The sequence below is a fragment of the Modicisalibacter ilicicola DSM 19980 genome (assembly GCF_900128925.1).
GTDB classification, from domain to species: domain Bacteria; phylum Pseudomonadota; class Gammaproteobacteria; order Pseudomonadales; family Halomonadaceae; genus Modicisalibacter; species Modicisalibacter ilicicola.
In genome coordinates this window covers 25320-42263 of sequence record NZ_FQUJ01000019.1, presented here as the reverse complement: position 1 = coordinate 42263, position 16944 = coordinate 25320, and the positions used below count along the sequence as shown (strand labels likewise).

15 protein-coding genes are annotated in these 16944 nt (G+C 65.4%); 5 read left to right on the top strand and 10 right to left on the bottom strand.

Annotated elements, in window-relative coordinates:
* Positions 1-90: 90 nt before the first annotated feature.
* From BUA41_RS16760 to BUA41_RS16745, 4 genes are all read right to left on the bottom strand, one after another.
* A complete protein-coding gene (locus BUA41_RS16760) occupies positions 91-297 on the bottom strand; it encodes a YgaP family membrane protein (protein WP_072825023.1) in 207 nt (68 codons plus the stop codon).
* A 78-nt stretch (positions 298-375) separates the two neighbouring features.
* A complete protein-coding gene (locus tag BUA41_RS16755; protein WP_217652839.1) occupies positions 376-948 on the bottom strand; it encodes a Crp/Fnr family transcriptional regulator in 573 nt (190 codons plus the stop codon).
* Between the two features lie 86 nt (positions 949-1034).
* Positions 1035-1262 carry a helix-turn-helix domain-containing protein gene (locus BUA41_RS16750; RefSeq protein WP_072824969.1) on the bottom strand — a complete coding sequence of 76 codons (228 nt, stop codon included), beginning with the start codon at positions 1260-1262 and terminating at the stop codon, positions 1035-1037.
* Between the two features lie 141 nt (positions 1263-1403).
* Positions 1404-2198, bottom strand: a complete 795-nt coding sequence (locus BUA41_RS16745; RefSeq protein WP_072824967.1) for an SDR family NAD(P)-dependent oxidoreductase — start codon at positions 2196-2198, stop codon at positions 1404-1406.
* A 302-nt stretch (positions 2199-2500) separates the two neighbouring features.
* Here BUA41_RS16745 and BUA41_RS16740 point away from each other — a divergent pair, with 302 nt between their 5' ends.
* Genes BUA41_RS16740 through astB form a run of 5 tightly spaced genes read left to right on the top strand, consistent with a single transcriptional unit; the run spans position 2501 to position 8666 of the window.
* Positions 2501-3715: an aspartate aminotransferase family protein gene (locus BUA41_RS16740; protein ID WP_072824965.1), complete on the top strand. Its 1215-nt coding sequence runs from the start codon at positions 2501-2503 to the stop codon at positions 3713-3715.
* Between the two features lie 37 nt (positions 3716-3752).
* Entirely contained in the window at positions 3753-4817 is a 1065-nt protein-coding gene (gene astA, locus BUA41_RS16735; RefSeq protein WP_072824963.1) for an arginine N-succinyltransferase, read from the top strand.
* The gene (gene astA, locus BUA41_RS16730) at positions 4817-5833 is read left to right on the top strand and encodes an arginine N-succinyltransferase (protein WP_072824961.1); all 1017 of its coding nucleotides are present in this window, start codon (positions 4817-4819) and stop codon (positions 5831-5833) included. The genes astA (BUA41_RS16735) and astA (BUA41_RS16730) overlap by 1 nt, the downstream gene beginning before the upstream one ends.
* Before the next feature lie 8 nt (positions 5834-5841).
* Positions 5842-7311 (top strand): succinylglutamate-semialdehyde dehydrogenase, encoded by a 1470-nt coding sequence (gene astD, locus BUA41_RS16725; RefSeq protein WP_072824959.1) that lies wholly within the window; start codon positions 5842-5844, stop codon positions 7309-7311.
* Positions 7312-7319: 8 nt separating this feature from the next.
* On the top strand, positions 7320-8666 hold the full coding sequence (astB, locus tag BUA41_RS16720; protein WP_084671779.1) for an N-succinylarginine dihydrolase: 1347 nt from the start codon (positions 7320-7322) through the stop codon (positions 8664-8666).
* A gap of 7 nt (positions 8667-8673) precedes the next feature.
* Here astB and BUA41_RS16715 read toward each other — a convergent pair whose 3' ends face one another.
* The 6 genes from BUA41_RS16715 to wecB all read right to left on the bottom strand — a co-directional run bounded on the left by BUA41_RS16715 (position 8674) and on the right by wecB (position 16756).
* Positions 8674-9000 (bottom strand): YnfA family protein, encoded by a 327-nt coding sequence (locus BUA41_RS16715; RefSeq protein WP_072824955.1) that lies wholly within the window; start codon positions 8998-9000, stop codon positions 8674-8676.
* 39 nt (positions 9001-9039) lie between these two features.
* Positions 9040-9270 carry a hypothetical protein gene (locus BUA41_RS16710; RefSeq protein ID WP_072824953.1) on the bottom strand — a complete coding sequence of 77 codons (231 nt, stop codon included), beginning with the start codon at positions 9268-9270 and terminating at the stop codon, positions 9040-9042.
* A gap of 229 nt (positions 9271-9499) precedes the next feature.
* Entirely contained in the window at positions 9500-10333 is an 834-nt protein-coding gene (locus tag BUA41_RS16705; protein ID WP_072824951.1) for a DUF4434 domain-containing protein, read from the bottom strand.
* On the bottom strand, positions 10333-13434 hold the full coding sequence (locus BUA41_RS16700; protein ID WP_072824949.1) for an NfrA family protein: 3102 nt from the start codon (positions 13432-13434) through the stop codon (positions 10333-10335). Before BUA41_RS16700 ends, BUA41_RS16705 begins: the two co-directional genes overlap by 1 nt.
* Positions 13431-15605, bottom strand: coding sequence for a glycosyl transferase family protein (locus BUA41_RS16695; RefSeq protein WP_072824947.1), 2175 nt, complete (start codon positions 15603-15605; stop codon positions 13431-13433). Before BUA41_RS16695 ends, BUA41_RS16700 begins: the two co-directional genes overlap by 4 nt.
* Positions 15605-16756: a non-hydrolyzing UDP-N-acetylglucosamine 2-epimerase gene (wecB, locus tag BUA41_RS16690; protein ID WP_072824945.1), complete on the bottom strand. Its 1152-nt coding sequence runs from the start codon at positions 16754-16756 to the stop codon at positions 15605-15607. The genes BUA41_RS16695 and wecB overlap by 1 nt, the downstream gene beginning before the upstream one ends.
* Between the last annotated feature and the right edge of the window lie 188 nt (positions 16757-16944).

Here is a 16944-nt window from a genome sequence, read left to right as displayed (position 1 = left end):
CCTGATGCCAGGCGATGGCGTTGCGCCCGCAAAGACGCAGCGAGCCCCAACCCGCGGCCAGAACGCCAGCGGTGGCGGTTGCGACGAAGATCAGCATTTTCGACATGTCTGAAGGCCGAGCAGGCGGTAGGCCGGGCAGAATCCCGTGAGAGCGGTGATCAGAAGCACCGTTGCGACGAGGCTCGCGCCCCAGAAAAGGACCGGGCTCACGAGATTGGTGAATAGGACAAGCCCCATCAGCGCGAGGCCGACGATGGCGCGTAGGATGCGGTCGAAAGTGCCTTCGTTTCGGGACATGCCTCTCTCCGTCAGGAACCATTCCTGACGAAAATAGCTTCTCGCCGTGTCCCTTTCAGTGACCATGTCACCGAAGAGTCAGACCGGGTTCGCTTCCACGAATTTTTTCAATGCGGCCATGTCGGCTAGCTCGACCGCACCACGCCTTTGCTCAACCCAGCCGCGCCGTTGGAACTCGGCCATCTGGCGACTGACGACTTCGCGCGCCGTGCCCAGTTCCGCGGCCAAAACGCCGTGGGTCGCCGTGACAAGGCCCTGGTCGCCAAGCTCCAGCAGCTTCGCAGCGAGCCGTGCATCCATGCGACCGAAGGCGATTTCCTCGACCGTCAGAAAGAGATCGGTGATCCGCCTCGAGTAGGCGGTAAAGACGAAACGTCGGAAAGCCGGCGAATTAGACATGGCGTCGTCGAAAGCTGCGCGCGGGATCATCACCGCTTCGACCTCCTTCTCTGCGACGCCTTCGGCGGTGTAATCCTCGAAAGCCAACAGGCATGCCGTGGTGAGAATGCAGCTTTCGCCCGCATGGACCCGATAGAGCACGATCTCGCGGCCGTTCTCCGTGATCTGCTGTACCCGGACTCGGCCATCAAGCAGCAGAAGGAGGTTCTCGGGTGGGTGTCCCGGACCAAAGATCACGGTCTCGGCTGGCACTCGGACTACTTTGGCCGTGTTGATGAGACCATCTCGCACAGCGGCCTCGAGTGAAGCAAGACCTGGAAAGCGATGGAGCCACGCGGTCACTGCGCGATGTCCCGAGGAAGCGTGCGAGTGGCGTCGGTCCGGCTCACCAATTCGCCCTCATTCGCGGCGATGACTGGGAAGGAGTTGGTCTTCGGATTGAAGCATTCGACGAGCTCAAGATCGCCCTCGCTCAGACGCTCGATGTCGCCGACGCGGATTTCTGTCGCAGTACGGGTATATCGGAAACCGCCCAGCGCGTGATTCATGTAGACCCTGAGTTTCATGCTGGCTCCAAGGGGGCATCAACTTATTGCTTTATAGCATATGTCGTCACCGCTCCCGTGGAAGGTAAAAGGATTTGACTCACCCGGTCCTGGGGCTCGGCCAGCACCATGTCGACGGCATGACGTTGCGCATCCCTGCGCCTAGGCCATGGTGTCGACGATGCCGCCCTCCACGCGCAGCGCCGCACCCGTGGTGGCACTGGCCTGTTCGGAGGCCGCGTAGACGCTCATGTTGGCAACTTCTTCGGTGGTCGCCAGGCGCTGGATGATCGAGGTGGGGCGGTTCTCTAGCACGAAGCGCTTCTCCATTTCTTCCTGGGAAACGCCTTCCTTCTCGGCGGCCTCCTTGATCATGTTGAGCACGCCCTCGGAACGGGTCGGCCCCGGCAGGATGGCGTTGACGGTGACCCGGGTGCCGGCCAGCGTCTTCGCCAGCCCGCGCGAGATGGACTGCACGGCACTCTTGGTCATGCCGTAGTGGATCATCTCGGTGGGAATGTTGAGCGCCGACTCGCTGGACAGGAACTGGATGCGCCCCCAGTCGCGCTGCTTCATGCCCTGGGCGTAATGGCGCGACAGGCGCACCGCGCTCATCACGTTGACCTGGAAGAACTGCTCCCAGGTGGCGTCGTCGGTCTCGAAGAAGTCCCGGGGGCCGAAGATGCCGACGTTGTTGATCAGGATGTCGGTCTCGGGGCGTGCATCGATCAGTGCCTGGCAGCCTTCGGCGGTACCCAGGTCGGCGGCCACGCCGCCAAGCCGGGCGTCGGGCGTCTTCTGCTTGATGGTCTCGATGGCCTCGTCGACGCGGGCCTGGGTGCGACCGGTGATGGTCACCTCGGCGCCGGCGTCGGCCAGCCCCTGGGCGATGGCGAAGCCGATGCCGGCGGTGGAACCGGTGACGATGGCGCGCTTGCCGGAGAGATCGATACGCATGGGGTGCTCCTTTGGGTTGGCCTGTGTTTTCCCTGTCAGATAGTAAGGTGGGTCGAATCATCCAGAACGCAACCGTCGTTCACCACTTTTTACAGTTTTTGAAAGCCCACAGCCGCTTTTCGGCTCTTTACAAAAGCCCATAACCGCTTTTCGGCTCTTAATAAAAGCCCGAAGCCGCTTTTCAGCTCTTAATAAAAGCCCGAAGCCGCTTTTTATAAGTTGCCGTCCCATCCCTGAAAGCCCGAACGAGCCGGTTTCCCTATACTCGAAGCATCGACCAATCCCTCAGGATGGAGAATGACATGGCCTATACCCCGACCCGCGAAGATTTCGATCGTTACATGGTGCCCAACTACGCACCGCAGAAGGTGATTCCGGTGCGCGGCGAGGGGAGCCGCCTGTGGGATCAGGAGGGGCGCGAATACATCGATTTCGCCGGGGGTATCGCCGTTAACTCCCTGGGCCATTGCCATCCGGTGCTGGTCAACGCCCTCAGGGAGCAGGCCGACAAGCTCTGGCATCTGTCCAACGTCTACACCAATGAGCCGGCTCTGCAGCTTGCCAAGTCGCTGGTCGAGCGCACCTTCGCCGACAAGGCCTATCTCTGCTCCTCCGGGGGCGAGGCCAACGAGGCGGCGCTGAAGCTGGCGCGGCGCTGGGCCCACGACACCCATGGCGCGCACAAGGACAAGATCATCTCCTTTCGCCAGTCGTTCCATGGGCGCACCTTCTTCACCGTCAGCGTCGGCGGCCAGCCCAAGTACTCCCAGGGCTTCGGGCCGGTGCCCGGCGGCATCCTGCACGCGGAGTTCAACAATCTCGACAGCGTGCGCGAACTGATCGGTGACGACACCTGTGCGGTGATGGTCGAGCCGATGCAGGGCGAGGGCGGCATCCTGCCCGCCACCCAGGAGTTCCTGGAAGGCTTGCGAGAGCTGTGCGACGCCCACGACGCGCTGCTGATCTACGACGAGGTGCAGTCTGGCATGGGGCGTCCGGGCACGCTGTTCGCCTACATGCGCTATGGCGTGATCCCGGACATCCTGACCAGCGCCAAGTCCCTGGGCGGCGGCTTCCCGGTGGGGGCGATGCTGACCACCGAGGCCATCGCCAAGGTCTTCACCATCGGCACCCACGGCTCCACCTATGGCGGCAATGCTCTGGCCTCCGCCGTGGCCCTGGCCGCCCTGGAGACCATCGATACCCCCGAGGTGCTGGAAGGCGTGCAGCGGCGTCATGAACTGTTCCGCGAGCATCTGGGCGCCATCAACAGCCAGTACGGCGTGTTCCAGGAAGTGCGCGGCATGGGATTGCTGATCGGTGCGCAGATGGCGCCACAGTATGAAGGCCGTGCCAAGGACATCCTGCCCCTGGCGATCGAGGAGGGGGTGATGGCGCTGGTGGCTGGTCCCAACGTGCTGCGCATGGCGCCGTCCCTGGTGATTCCCGAAGAGGACATCGTCGAGGGCATGGCGCGTCTCGAGCGGGCCGTCGCGCGTTTCGTCGAGAATGCCTGAGTCGATGACCGATCATTCTTCGCTGAGGGGGAGTGCCATGCTGGTCGTTCGACCTGCCAAGCCCGCCGACCTGCCCGGCCTCGAGCGTCTGGCCGGGACCGCGACGCCGCGCCTGACCAATCTTCCCGCGCATCGCGACCGCCTGGAAGAGCGTATCACGCGCTCCCAGCAGTCGCTGGCCCGGGACATCGACTTCCCGGGAGATGACAGCTATACCTTCGTGCTCGAGGACCGGGAACGCGGCGAGGTGGTGGGAACCGCCACGATCCGCGCCCAGGCGGGTGCCCGGGAGGCCTACTACACCTATCGCCAGGAGACCCTGATCCATGCCTCGCAGCAGCTCGATGTGCGTCGTGAGGTACAGACCCTGGCACTTTCCCACGAGGTCTCCGAGGCCAGCCTGCTGTGCGCCCTGTCGCTGGATGCCCGCTACAAGGGGACCAGCGCCGAGAGCCTGCTGCGCCGGGCGCGGCTGATGTTCATCGCCCAGTACCCGGAACGCTTCGCCGAGATTCTCGCCGTGGCCTTCCCGGGCTATCTCGACGCGGACGGCGAATCGCCGTTCTGGAACAGCGTGGGGCGCCACTTCTTCGTGCGCGGGTTCGAGGAGATCAATCATTTCGCCGGCGTGCGCTCGAAGAGCTTCGTTGCCGAGGTGATGCCGCAGTTCCCGCTCTACCTGCCGTTGCTCACGCCCCAGGCCCGGGCCGCCATCGGTCGCGAGCACCCGGACCACGAAACGGCCATGAACGAGATGCTCGCCGAGGGCTTCCTGCGCTCGCGGCATGTCGACATCTTCGATGCCGGACCGGTGATCAAGGCCGAGCGCGAGCGCCTGGAAACCTTCCGCCGCTGCATCTGGCATCCGGTGCGTATCCGTCCGGCCGCTTCCTTGCCCGATGCGGAACCGGCGATGGTCGCCAATCAGAAGCTCGAGGGCTTCCGTTGCCTGGTGACGCGCTACGCCCTGTCGCCGACCGGCCAGCTGATGCTGTCGCCGGAACATGCCGAGCTGCTGGGGGTGGAAGAGGGGCGGGCGGTGCTGGCCGCGCCGCTCACCCTTCCCGCCGGTGAAGACATTCTCGACGAGGGGGAACTCTGATGCGACTTCGTCCCATCTCGCGCGACGACCTGGACGGGCTGCAACGGCTCGCTCGGGAGACGGGCATCGGTTTCACGTCCCTTCCCGACAACCGCGACTTCCTGGCCAGCAAGATCGAATCCGCGGCCCGAGCCTTCGAGGAGCGCACCCCGGTCGACAATCGCCTGTACTTCTTCGTGCTGGAAGACGACACGAACGGCGAACTGGCCGGCTGCTGCGCCATCGAGGGGCAAGTGGGCCGCGAGGCACCGTTCTACCACTATCGGGTCGGTACCCTGGCCCACTCCTCGGTACAGCTCGACCTGCACCGCACCATCGACACGCTGTTCCTGAGCTCGGATCACACCGGCGATGCCGAGGTGGCCTCGCTCTTCCTGCGCCCCGAATACCGTCAGAATCGCAACGGTGCACTGCTGTCCAAGGCGCGCTGGCTGTTCATGGCCCAGTTCCGCGACCGCTTTCCGGACAAGGTGCTGGCCGAGATGCGCGGCGTGTTCGACAAGAATGGCATCAGCCCCTTCTGGCAGTGCCTGGGCAGCCATTTCTTCCCCATGGATTTCGACGAGGCCGACCGGCTCACCGGCATGGGGCAGAAGAGCTTCATCGGCGAATTGATGCCCAAGTTCCCGATCTATACGCCCTTTTTGTCCGAGGAGGCGCGGGCCTGCATCGGCCAGGTGCACGAGCACACCCGCCCGGCCCTGGAGATGCTCAAGAAGGAGGGGCTGCGCTGGGAGGGCTATATCGACATCTTCGACGGCGGCCCCACGGTGGAAGCGTATATCGATGATGTTCGCGCGGTGCGCTCATCGACGCTATGTCCGGTCGAGATCGCCTCGAATCTTGAAAGTAGCGAACGCCCCGGCTGGCTGGTGTCGACCACCGCCATGGTCGGTTTTCGTGCCGCCTGGGTCGGCCGAGGCCCCGGCGAGGATGGCACCCTGTCACTGACCGCGGAAGAAGCCCGTCGCCTCGACGTGAAGGCCGGGGATTTCCTCCGCGTTCTCGAGACATAGGAGAGTTTATGCACGCCAAGCAACAGCTACTGATCGGTGGAGCCTGGCTCGGCGGCGAGGCCGAGTCCTTCGCCAAGCGCGACCCGGTGACCCATGACACCCTCTGGCAGGCCAATGCCGCCAGCCCGGCCCAGGTCGAACAGGCCGTGGCCGCGGCGCGTGCCGCCTTTCCCGGCTGGGCGCGTCGCAGCCTGACCGAGCGTCAGGCCATCATCGAGCGCTTTCGCGACGAGCTCGAGAGGCATCGCGAGTCGCTCGCCGAATGCATCGCCCAGGAAACCGGCAAGCCGCTCTGGGAGGCGCGTACCGAGGTCGGGGCGATGATCGGCAAGGTCGCCATCTCGGTGGCCGCCTACGAGGAACGTACCGGCGAACGGGGTCGCGACGTGGCGGGGGCTCGCGCCGTGCTACGCCATCGCCCCCATGGCGTGCTGGCCGTGTTCGGTCCTTACAATTTCCCCGGCCACCTGCCCAATGGCCATATGGTGCCGGCGCTGCTGGCCGGCAATACGGTGGTCTTCAAGCCCAGCGAACAGACGCCTAAAACCGCCGATCTGACCCTGCAGTGCTGGCAAGCTGCCGGCCTGCCCGACGGAGTGATCAATCTGGTGCAGGGGGCCGCGCCGGTGGGCCAGGCGCTGGCCGGCGCCGGCGATATCGATGGCCTGCTGTTCACCGGCAGCGCCAGGATCGGCAAGCTCCTGCACGAGCAGTTTGCCGGCCAGGTCGGCAAGATCCTGGCCCTGGAACTGGGGGGCAACAATCCGCTGGTGGTCAAGGACGTGCCGGACCAGGCCGCCGCCGTGCTGACCATCCTGCAATCGGCATTCCTGTCCGGTGGCCAGCGCTGTACCTGCGCGCGGCGGTTGATGGTGCCCGAGGGCGAGGTGGGCGACCGTCTGATCGAAGCGCTCAGCGACGCCATCGGCAAGCTGCACGTCGCCGGGCCCTTCAGCGAGCCGGCCCCGTTCTACGGTGGTCTGGTGAGCGTCGAGGCGGCGGATGGCCTGCTCAAGGCCCAGGAGGATCTCGAGGCCAAGGGCGCCACGGTGCTCTCGCGCATGCAGCGGCTGGTCGCGGGCACCAGCATCCTGAGCCCGGCGCTGATCGATGTCACTGGTCTCGAGGTACCCGACGAGGAGCACTTCGGCCCGCTGCTCAAGGTGCATCGCTATCGCGACTGGGACGAGGCCATCGCCCTGGCCAACGACACCCGCTACGGTCTCTCTGCCGGGCTGATCGGCGGCGAGCGCGCCGATTGGGACGACTTCCTGCTGCGCATCCGGGCCGGCATCGTCAACTGGAACCGCCAGACCACCGGCGCCTCCAGTGATGCGCCCTTCGGCGGCATCGGCGACAGCGGCAATCATCGCCCGAGCGCCTATTACGCGGCGGATTACTGCGCCTACCCGATCGCCTCGATGGAGGCCGAGACGCTGGTGCTGCCCGATCCGCTGCCGGCCGGGGTGACGCTATGAAAGAGGCCATGAGCGACGTGCGCGAGGTCAATTTCGACGGCCTGGTCGGCCCGACCCACAACTACGCGGGACTGGCCCACGGCAACGTGGCCTCGATGCGTCACGGCGGCCTGGAATCCAACCCCAGGGAGGCCGCGCTGCAAGGCCTGGCCAAGATGAAGGCGCTGCAGGAGGCCGGCTTCGCCCAAGGGGTCTTGCCGCCGCAGCAACGCCCGGACCTCGGCGCATTGCGCGATCTTGGCTTCTCGGGCAGCAATGCCCAGGTGCTCGAGCGTGCCGCCCGCGAGGCGCCGCAGATCCTGCGGGCGGTCTGTTCGGCGTCCTCCATGTGGACGGCCAATGCCGCCACCGTGACGCCGAGCCGGGACGCCGGGGATGGCCGGGTGCACTTCACGCCGGCCAACCTGCAGTCGAGTTTCCACCGCTTCCTCGAGCCCCAGACCACTGGCCGAGTACTGGCGGCGATCTTTCGCGATGGCGCACGTTTCGCCCATCATCCGGCGTTGCCGGCGACCCCAGCGTTCTCCGACGAAGGGGCCGCCAACCATACGCGTTTGTGCGGCGATCACGGCGAGCCCGGCGTGCATCTCTACGTCTATGGCCGTCAGGCTTTCGGCGGGCAGCAACAGCCCAGGCGCTTCCCGGCACGCCAGACCCTGGAAGCCAGCCAGGCCATCGCCCGTCAGCATGGCCTGCGTGATGCTCAGGCGGTGTTTGCCCAGCAGCACCCCGACGCCATCGACGCCGGCGTGTTCCACAACGACGTGATCGCCGTGGGCAACGGCCCGGTGCTGCTCTATCACGAGATGGCCTTTCTCGAGGAGGAGAAGACCCTCGAGGAACTGCGGGCCAGGATGGCCACGCCGTTGATCCCGGTGCGTGTGCCCACCCAGGCCGTGAGTCTGGACGATGCAGTCTCCTCGTACCTGTTCAACTCCCAGCTGCTTTCCGACCCGGACGGGTCCGGCGCCATGACCCTGGTCGTGCCCGGGGAATGCCAGGAGAACGAGGCGGTGTGGCGCGTCGTCCAGGACCTGCTGCTGGGGGGCAATAATCCGATCAATGATGTCGTGGTCAAGGACGTCAAGCAGAGCATGCGCAACGGTGGCGGGCCGGCCTGCCTGCGCCTGCGGGTGGTGCTCTCCGAAGCGGAGCGTTCGGGCCTGACGGGGCGCGTGCTGCTCGACGACGGGCTCCATGGCGATCTTGCCGCCTGGGTGGAGAAGCACTATCGCGACCGGCTGACGCCGGAGGATCTCGCCGATCCGCAGCTTGCCGAGGAGACCCTGGCCGCCCTGGACGAACTGACGCGGATTCTCGAGGTGGGGAGTGTCTACCCGTTCCAGTTGGGGTGAGATCGGATCAGCTTCCCCGCGGGCCGAACAGGATCACCCCGGCGCCGACCAGACAGATGCCGGCGCCGAGCATGTCCCAACGATCCGGGGCGCGATGTTCGATCAGCCACAGCCAGAGTAGCGACGAGACGATGTAGATGCCGCCATAGGCCGCATAAGCGCGACCGGCATAATCGCTGTCGACCAGGCTGAGCAACCAGGCGAACAGTGCCAGGCTGGCAAGTCCCGGAAGCAACCACGCCATCGATCTGTCGAGTCGCCACCAGGCCCAGAAGGTGAAGCAACCGGCAATCTCGGCCAGCGCCGCGGCTAGATAGAGTAACAGGGACGTCATGTGTGACTTTCCAAAGGCTCGGCCACCAGGCTTTGTCAATCAAGAAGAGATAGTAATGATCGTCGTCAGGTCGTCGCCGCAAGTGAACCGCACCTCTTCGCCTTTGACACTGTACTGAGCGAGGCCGCCTCGCTCCGCGCAGTAGTCCAGGGCGATATCGTAGGGGGGCTTGTCGGCGGGGGCTGGTCGTGTGATCTCTTGTGCCTCGGCAGTGGGGCTTACGCAGGAGAGGTTGATGGCCATCAGCAGAACTAGCAGGGAAGAGGGCATGATCGATTCTCCTGGCGGGATGATCAGAGCTTAACGCCGGGGCCGAAATCTGGGGACCGCTTCAGTTTCATTGGTTCCCTACGTAATAGAATGGTTAGAAGCATGCTATATGCGTAAATGATCTTATAGGGTCGGGTTCAATGAGTAACTTTCGATAAGCGAGTGTTTCGAGGGGTTTTTAAGGGCTTAGATGCCAGGCTGGAGGTGTTCGGGTCCGAGGCTCGGTACCTCAACCCTCGAAGAACTCCCTTGCCCAGGGGCGGTAGCGCAGGGAGAACACGGCGCGGGGGTGACAAGTCGACGTCACCTGCGGCGGCGCGGGGTCGGCCTTGAAGGGCGCATCCTCGGCGCTGGTCTGGCGAAAGGCTTCATGGACGATGCCGATGCGGCAATCCAGGGCGTCCTCGTAGGCCTGCCGGACGGCGGCGGGCAGGGCTCTGGTGCCGCGACCGTCCTGCCACCAGACCTTCAATCCGAGGGCCTCCAGGGAGGCCAGCCAGTCGGCGAAGACGCTCGGCGCGAGGAAGCCGCCGCTGAAGGCGCTCAGGTGCAATGGCCGGTCGAGGCGCGCGACGAAGCCGCTCAGCTGCCGATGCAGTTCCTGTCGGGTACCCTTTTCGCGAAACAGCCAGTCGTCGAGTTCCAGCGGCAGGTACCAGGCCGTCGGATCGAGTTGCCACTCGTTCAGCAGCCGTCGACGCTGTGCCAGCGAGAGGCTGAGCTGCCGGCGCCAGTAGGTGTCAAAGCGCTGGGTATCGGGAAGCACCTGATAGTAATCCGGGGCGTGGTCCAGCCCCAGGATCAGCTCGAGCCCCTGGTCCTGGGCGGCGTGCAGCGCCGCGGCCAGCCAGCCGCCGGAGCCGCCGAAGTCCTGTTCGCCGACCCGGGTCCACTGCACGATCAGGGTGCGCACGCCCTGATCTCGGCTGCGTTGCCACACTTCCTGCCATTGCTCCTGGTCCAGGGCGGTGTCCGCCTCCTGGGGTTGATAGAACAGCGTCCCATCCGCCTGGGCCGTCAATGCGCCCAGCCACAAGGCGATAGCCAGCATCCCGCGTCGCATCACAGGTTGACCTCGATGCCCGCCAGCCAGCCATCGTTCTTGTCGTAGAGCGATCCGCCCAGCGCCTGTTGATATTCGAAGCGCAGGGTGACCCGCTTGCGATAGGCGTTGTAGCGATCCGCGTCGAACCAGTACTGCCAGCGCAGGCCCAGGCCGGCGCGCACGTCTTCCCGGAAGTCGTCGGTCTCCAGGCTGGTGGCCTGGAGCATGGCATAGGGCATGAGGGTCTGGGCGCCCTCCAGGGGCAACTTGAAGGCACGCCCCTGGCGGTAGCGGGCGAGGGCCTGATGCTCGCCGTCCCGGGTCCACCAGGCGGCGCCCAGGTACAGGGAACGCTCGTTCCAGGAACTCTTGGTGGGTCGCCAGTCGTTGCGGTACTCGTCCTGATCGAAGAACGAGGCCGAGGCGCGCAGTAGGAAATCCACATCCTCCTCGTCGCCATCGTCGCCATTGGTCGGGATGTGCCAGGGCGTGAGTAGCTCGCCCAGGGTCGCTCCTTCGTAGCCGAGGCTCTCCGCATAGACCTCCCCGTACAGGTTGAGGTTGAGGCGCGAGAAGGGCTTGGCGCGCAAACCGATCCCACCCGCCAGGGATTGGCCATAACGGCTGTCGTCGTCGCTGTTCAGGAAGGCGCGCCCATAGACCGCGAGCTGGCGACCGTTGTTGATGGGCTGTTCGCCCAGGGCGTGTTCCCATTCGATTGCCTGGGTGTTCTGGCCGTCGCTGGTGCCGCGAATCGCCGCATCCGGCGTGGCGGGAGACCAGACGCTGGAGAGCGTGACGCTGTCCCGGCGACTCAGGAATTCGTGCTGGCGCCGTTGGCGATAGCGGCGCTCGAGCAGTGCGTCCGGCGTCTCGTCGGCGCTCGCCAGCGGTTCGCGCTCCAGGTCGATGGCACGCCGCAGCTGGCGCTTCGCCGCCTCGTTGTCGCCTACCTCGACATAGCGCTGAGCCAGGGTCTCGGCAAGGCGATAATCCTCCGGGTAGGCCTCGGTGCTGCGTTCCAGCAGGGGAATGGCGCGTCGTCGCGCTTCGGGGGATTCGCTGGCCGCCAGGGTATAGGCGTAATCGAGCCGGTAGCGAGGATCGTCGGGGGCTTCCCGGGCGGCCCGGGCGATCCAGTCGCGAGCGAGCGCCGTTTCCCCGGCCGTGCGTGCGGTGCGGGCGGCACGATAGTAGCGCGCTGCACTCGGGTCGAGGTCGAGAGCTCGACGCTGGCGTTGCAAGGCAAGCGATGTCTCGTTGCGAGCCAGGGCGATGTCCGCGCCCAGTTGCCACGTTTCGGCGGTTCGAGCCGGAGCCGCCTGCCATCGTCGCGTCGCGGCCTCGAGATGCCCGGTGGCCAGGGCGCTGCGTATCGCTGCCAGGCGGTCGGCCTCGTCCATGGTATCGGCGGGGACCGTCTGCCAGAGGCGATAGGCCGCCTCGGGGTCGCCGGCTGCCTGCAGCGCATAGGCGAGGGGCTTGCGGCTGCCGGTATCGCCCCGATCGAGCGCCCGGCGGTAGAAGTAGGCGGCCTGGCCGGGGCGGTCCGGCATCGCGCAGACTCCTTGCGCATGCCAGAGCGCTGCCGTCTCGGGGCCCTCTTCGGCCTGATCCTTCACGATCTCGCAGTCGCCTGCGTAGGCCTGATGCAGCAGCAGTTGATTCCGTGCGTCGCCAGCGAGCCGCGGCAGCAGCCTCTCGATGCGTGCCGGCGAGAGCGGGGTGTCGGACCGGCTGTAGAGACCCGCCAGGCGGTGCGCCAGATCGGGGGGCAGTCGCCCCTGGCGACGGTCGAAGGCCGTCTCGAGCAGTTGCCTGGCTCGCTCGTCCTGGCCGGTTTCCCCCAGCAGATAGCTGGCCTGATCCAGGGCCGCGAGGTCGTTGGTTCGCTCGTAGAGGGTCGTCCAGGCCTTGGCGGCGGCCGGTCGTTCGTTCATGGCCTGCAGCAGCCGAGCTCGTTGGCGCAGGACCTGGGCCGATTGCGGCTGCCTGGCCAGCCACTCCAGCGCTCGTCGAGGGTGTCCCTGGCGCTGCCATAGGGTGACCAGCAGTTCGCGACGCGCCTTCTGCCAGTCGTCCGGCATCGCTGTGGCGGCTATCAATTCGGTGGCCTCGAGACGTTGGGCCAGGACCAGCCAGGCGCGGGGGTCTTCCTCGACGGCGCAGTGTGCCAGTCGTTCCCGGGCGAGCCCCGCCTCTCGGGTTGAAAGCCATTCCACCACTGCCAGGCACGAAACGCCTTGCCGTTCGCTCAGCGCGACGACGCGCTCGAGATCGTCGGTCCGGCGGGCCAGTTCCAGCAACTGCTGCTGCTGGTCTTCATCCAGTGGCGCGATGGCTTCCATCTGCAGCAGCCGCTGCTTGGCCCGCTCGGGGGCGTCGAGAGCGATGGCCCGCTGGCTGGCGGCTTCCAGGACATCCCTGGCGGCGCCTGGGCTCGGTGGCTCCCGAAGCAGCTCATCGAGTGCCGCGCTGTCGTCGCGCTGCACCTGGGCGAGAGCCAGGCGCTGCCAGTCCTGGGCGCTCAGCTGGCGGTCGTCCCGCAAGGGAGCCAACTGTCGGGCGACAACTCCCCAACGGCCGAGCGCCTCGGCGAGAACCGCCCGCCGGCGCCGCAAGGCAGCGTCATCCCCCTCGGGCGATATGCCCAGCAGCCAGTCGAGCGCCGCCGCCTTGCCTTCTCGTTCGGCGAGGCGTTGACTGTAGGCCGTCCACAGGGCGGCTCGTCGAGCGCCCTCGACGTCACCCAACCACTCCTCGACACGGGTGCCGATGGTCGGATCGGCGGCGATCCAGTCCAGACGATACTGCTGGCGCAGCTCGTTGGAGCCCACCCCGTCGAGCCGTTCGATCTCCTCCTGGGCTGCCGCGAACTGCTCCTGCCGGATCAGCGACTGGATCAGCAGTTGCCGCGCATCCTGATTGGCAGGCACGTTCTTCAGCAGATGCCGCATCAGCGATTCCACGGCCGGCCAATCTCCTTGTTGGGCCTTGCGGTAGCCGCGGTCCAGATACGGGTAGCTCTGGAACCGCTTGAAGTCGCTCAAGGTCTGGTCCTCGGCCGGAGATGGCGCCGCCAGGAACGCCAGGATCAGCAATGGCCACCACCGTCTCATGCCGGTGCCTCTTCCAGAAGCGCCATGGCACGCTGCTGTTCGCGACGCTGCTCGAGCAGGGCCTGTTCGAGCGCCTCGCTGGTGAGCATGCGTCGCGCCAGCAGATGGTTGCCCAGGGATTCCCGGGTCGGGTCGAAATCCATCAGCGCCTGGGTCATCAGCGTGGGCGGCACCCAGCCGCGCTCGAGGATCATGTCGCCCAGCAGCAACTGGTGGCGGCAGAAGCTCTCGAGCAGGGCGCGGGGCTGGGGGTGCCTTGCCAGGCACTCTTTCAACCGGTGGGTATCGGCGGCCTGGGCGGGAGTCAGGTACCAGTAGCGCAGGCCCAGCGTCACTCGTCCCTGAGGCACGATCCGGGCGATGACCGGCCGCTTCAGCTGGCGGCTGATGGCGCCTAGAGAGACGGGGCTGATGGCGTTCTCGCAGGCCAGTACCAGGGTGTCGCCCTGCTCTTCCATGGGCAGTGCGGAGTAGCGCAGGGCAAGCCGCCTGGGGAGTTTCTCGATCACCTCGGGCGGGAGGGCAAAGGGGTTCAGAGGGCTCCATTCCAGTCCCGCCTGCTCGGCCAGGACCTCGGCCAACTGCTCGCTGTCGATCAGGTTGCGGTTCAGCAGTTCGCGTCCCAGCCGGCGTTGCCGGGGCTCCAGCAGCACGCGATCGAGCACCTCGGAAGAAATGATCCCCCTTTCGACCAGGCGTTCGCCGATGGGGCGCCGCCGAGGGTCGTCGATGCTCGGGAAGTCGTGGGTGGTCTTCTCCCAGGTCAGCTGCCGACTGTGGCGCTGGCTCGTGAACAGCTTCAGGGCACGCAGGTTGGCGACGAAGTTGATGGCGTTGCTCCACATCATCCGGGGTATGGAGAGCAGCCCCTGGACGACGCCATAGAAGACCGTGACGAAGAACAGGCGCTGGAACAGCCGGTTGGCCAGCAGGAGCCCATTGAGCACCAGCAGCCAGTGCAGCAAGGGGCCTTCCAGTATCGAGTGAAAGCGCCAGGCATCGGGCAAGAGCAGTGTCGTCAGCCACAGGCCGATCATGACGATGAGCAGCAGGTTGACCAGCAAGGCGATGGGGTAGGCGATGATGCCGCGGCGGTCGCGCCAGAGGAAGTAGTTGGTTTTCCAGTGGCGACTCCATCCCAGGTGCTGGGTCCCCTGGAAGACGATGCCGGTGATCCAGCGGGCCTTCTGTCGGACGACGGCCTTGAACTTCAAGGGGAAATGCTCGCGGACGCAGATGACCCCGCCGACCTGGGGCGTGACGCCGAGGCGCTTCTCCCGGAAGGGGCTCAGCTTGGGGTCGCGGACGGTATAGCGCACGAAGATGCCTTCCAGGCCGTGCTCCTTGAGCCGGTAGCCGATGTCGTAGTCCTCGGTCAGACTCTGGATGTCGAAGGCGATGCCATCACCCTCTCTCAGCAGGGTCAGGATGGCCCGCCGACTGAAGCAGGTGCCGACGCCGGCACTGGGAACCTGGCCCGTCAGCGCTTCGCGCACCACGACATCCTTGCTGTGGTACTCGGCAAACTCGTCCAGGTAGTGGCCGGCGGTGAAATCCCATCGCCCCGGGGGAAACGGGTAGACGGGAATCTGGATGAAGTCCTTGCGCGGCAGCAGGTAGTTGAACAGGCGCAGCTCCATGGGGGAGATGACATCCTCGGCATCGTGCAGGATCAGTCCCGCGAACTCGATGCCCGCCGCCTCCTCGAAGCTCAGGATGGCATTGATGACGTTGTTCAGGCAGTCGGCCTTGCTGGTGGGTCCGGGGCGAGTGCACACCACCTTGTGGACGTTGCGGTATTGCTGGCAGACCGCATCGACCTCGGCCTGGGTCTCGGGGTCGTTGGGGTAGGTCCCCACGAACATCTGATAGTTCTCGTAATCTACCGTGGAGGCCAGCAGCCGGGCCATCTCGCCGACGACGCCCACCTCCTGCCAGGCCGGCACCATGATCGCCAGGGGCTGCTCGGGCTTCTCGAAGAGCCGTTCCTCGTCGGCGCGTTCGTTGCGCCGATAGATTCCCGAAGCGCGCTTCAGCCGTCGCCCCCAGTACACGATATCGATGAAAAGATCGTCCAGCCCCAGCAGGAACATGGCCGAGGCCAGGAACAGCGCCATCCATTTCAGGGCATAGAGACAGTAAATGACACCATCGATCAACCAGTAGGGCATCAGCAGCTCACGCTATCGGGAACAGAGGCAAAATACGTGGTCAGGCGCTCCAGGATGCGTTCGCAGGCGTGCCCGTCCCCGTAGGGGTTCTTCACCGAGGCCATTTTCTGGTAGTCGACGGGGGAGTCCAGCAGGCGCTCGGTCTCTTCCACGATGCGTGATGTCCGGCTGCCGACCAGGCGTACCGTTCCGGCGGCCTGGGCATCGACGCGCTCGGTCTCGTTGCGCAACACCAGCACCGGCTTGCCGAGCGCGGGGGCCTCTTCCTGGACGCCGCCCGAGTCGGTCAGGATCAGCGAGGCCCGGTCCATCAGCCACACGAAGTGCGGGTAGTCCAGCGGGGCGGTCAGTATCACGTTGGGCAGCCCTCCCAGCAGAGGGCGAACCACGCCGTTGACGGCCGGGTTGAGGTGCACCGGATAGACGAAGTCGACATCGGGATAGCGTTGCGCCAACTGCTTGATCGCCTGGCAGATGCTCTCGAAGCCCTGGCCGAAATTCTCGCGGCGATGGCCGGTGATCAGCACGACGCGCGAGTCGTCGCGCAAGGTGGCCAGGGGCGAGTCGGGAGCAGGCGACCAGCGCTCGCTCTTGAGGCGTCGGCGCATCCACAGCAGGGCGTCGATGACGGTATTGCCCGTGACCCGGATGGCGTCGGCGGCGGCACCACCGCGCAGCAGATTGTCCCGGGCGCTGGCGGTGGGCGCGAAATGCAGGGTTGCCAGCACCGCCGTCATCTGGCGATAGGCCTCTTCCGGCCAGGGGGAAAGGATATTGTTCGTTCTCAGCCCCGCCTCGACGTGGGCCACCGGGATGCGGCGGTGGAAGGCGGCCAGGGTGGCGGCAAAGCAGGTTGCCGTGTCGCCGTGAACCAGCACCAGCTCCGGCTCGACGTCCTGATAGACACGATCCAGGCCGGTCATCAACCGCGCCTGCAGGCCGTTCAGCGTCTGATTCTCGGTCATCACGGCGAGGTTGGAGTCCGCCTCGAGCGCGAAGAGTTCAAGCACCTGGTCCAGCATGCCGCGGTGCTGGCCGGTGGCGCACAGATGCAGCGAAAACTCCGTGCTGCGATTGAGTGCATGGGCCAGGGGCGCCATCTTGATGGCTTCCGGACGCGTGCCAACTACCATCATCAGTCGGCTTGTCATTACACTTACCCTGCTTGTCCGCTGACGTCTGTTCGAATCGTGGCCGACCTGTTCTTATATAGGTCAATGCTGATTTAACGAATCGCGTGTCTGGTTATTTAGCGAAGTTGAATGGTATTAAAAAAACGAGACGATTCTAGCGTGAACAGGGAGGGGTTCATATGACTTGTTTTTATGGTTTTTGTAAT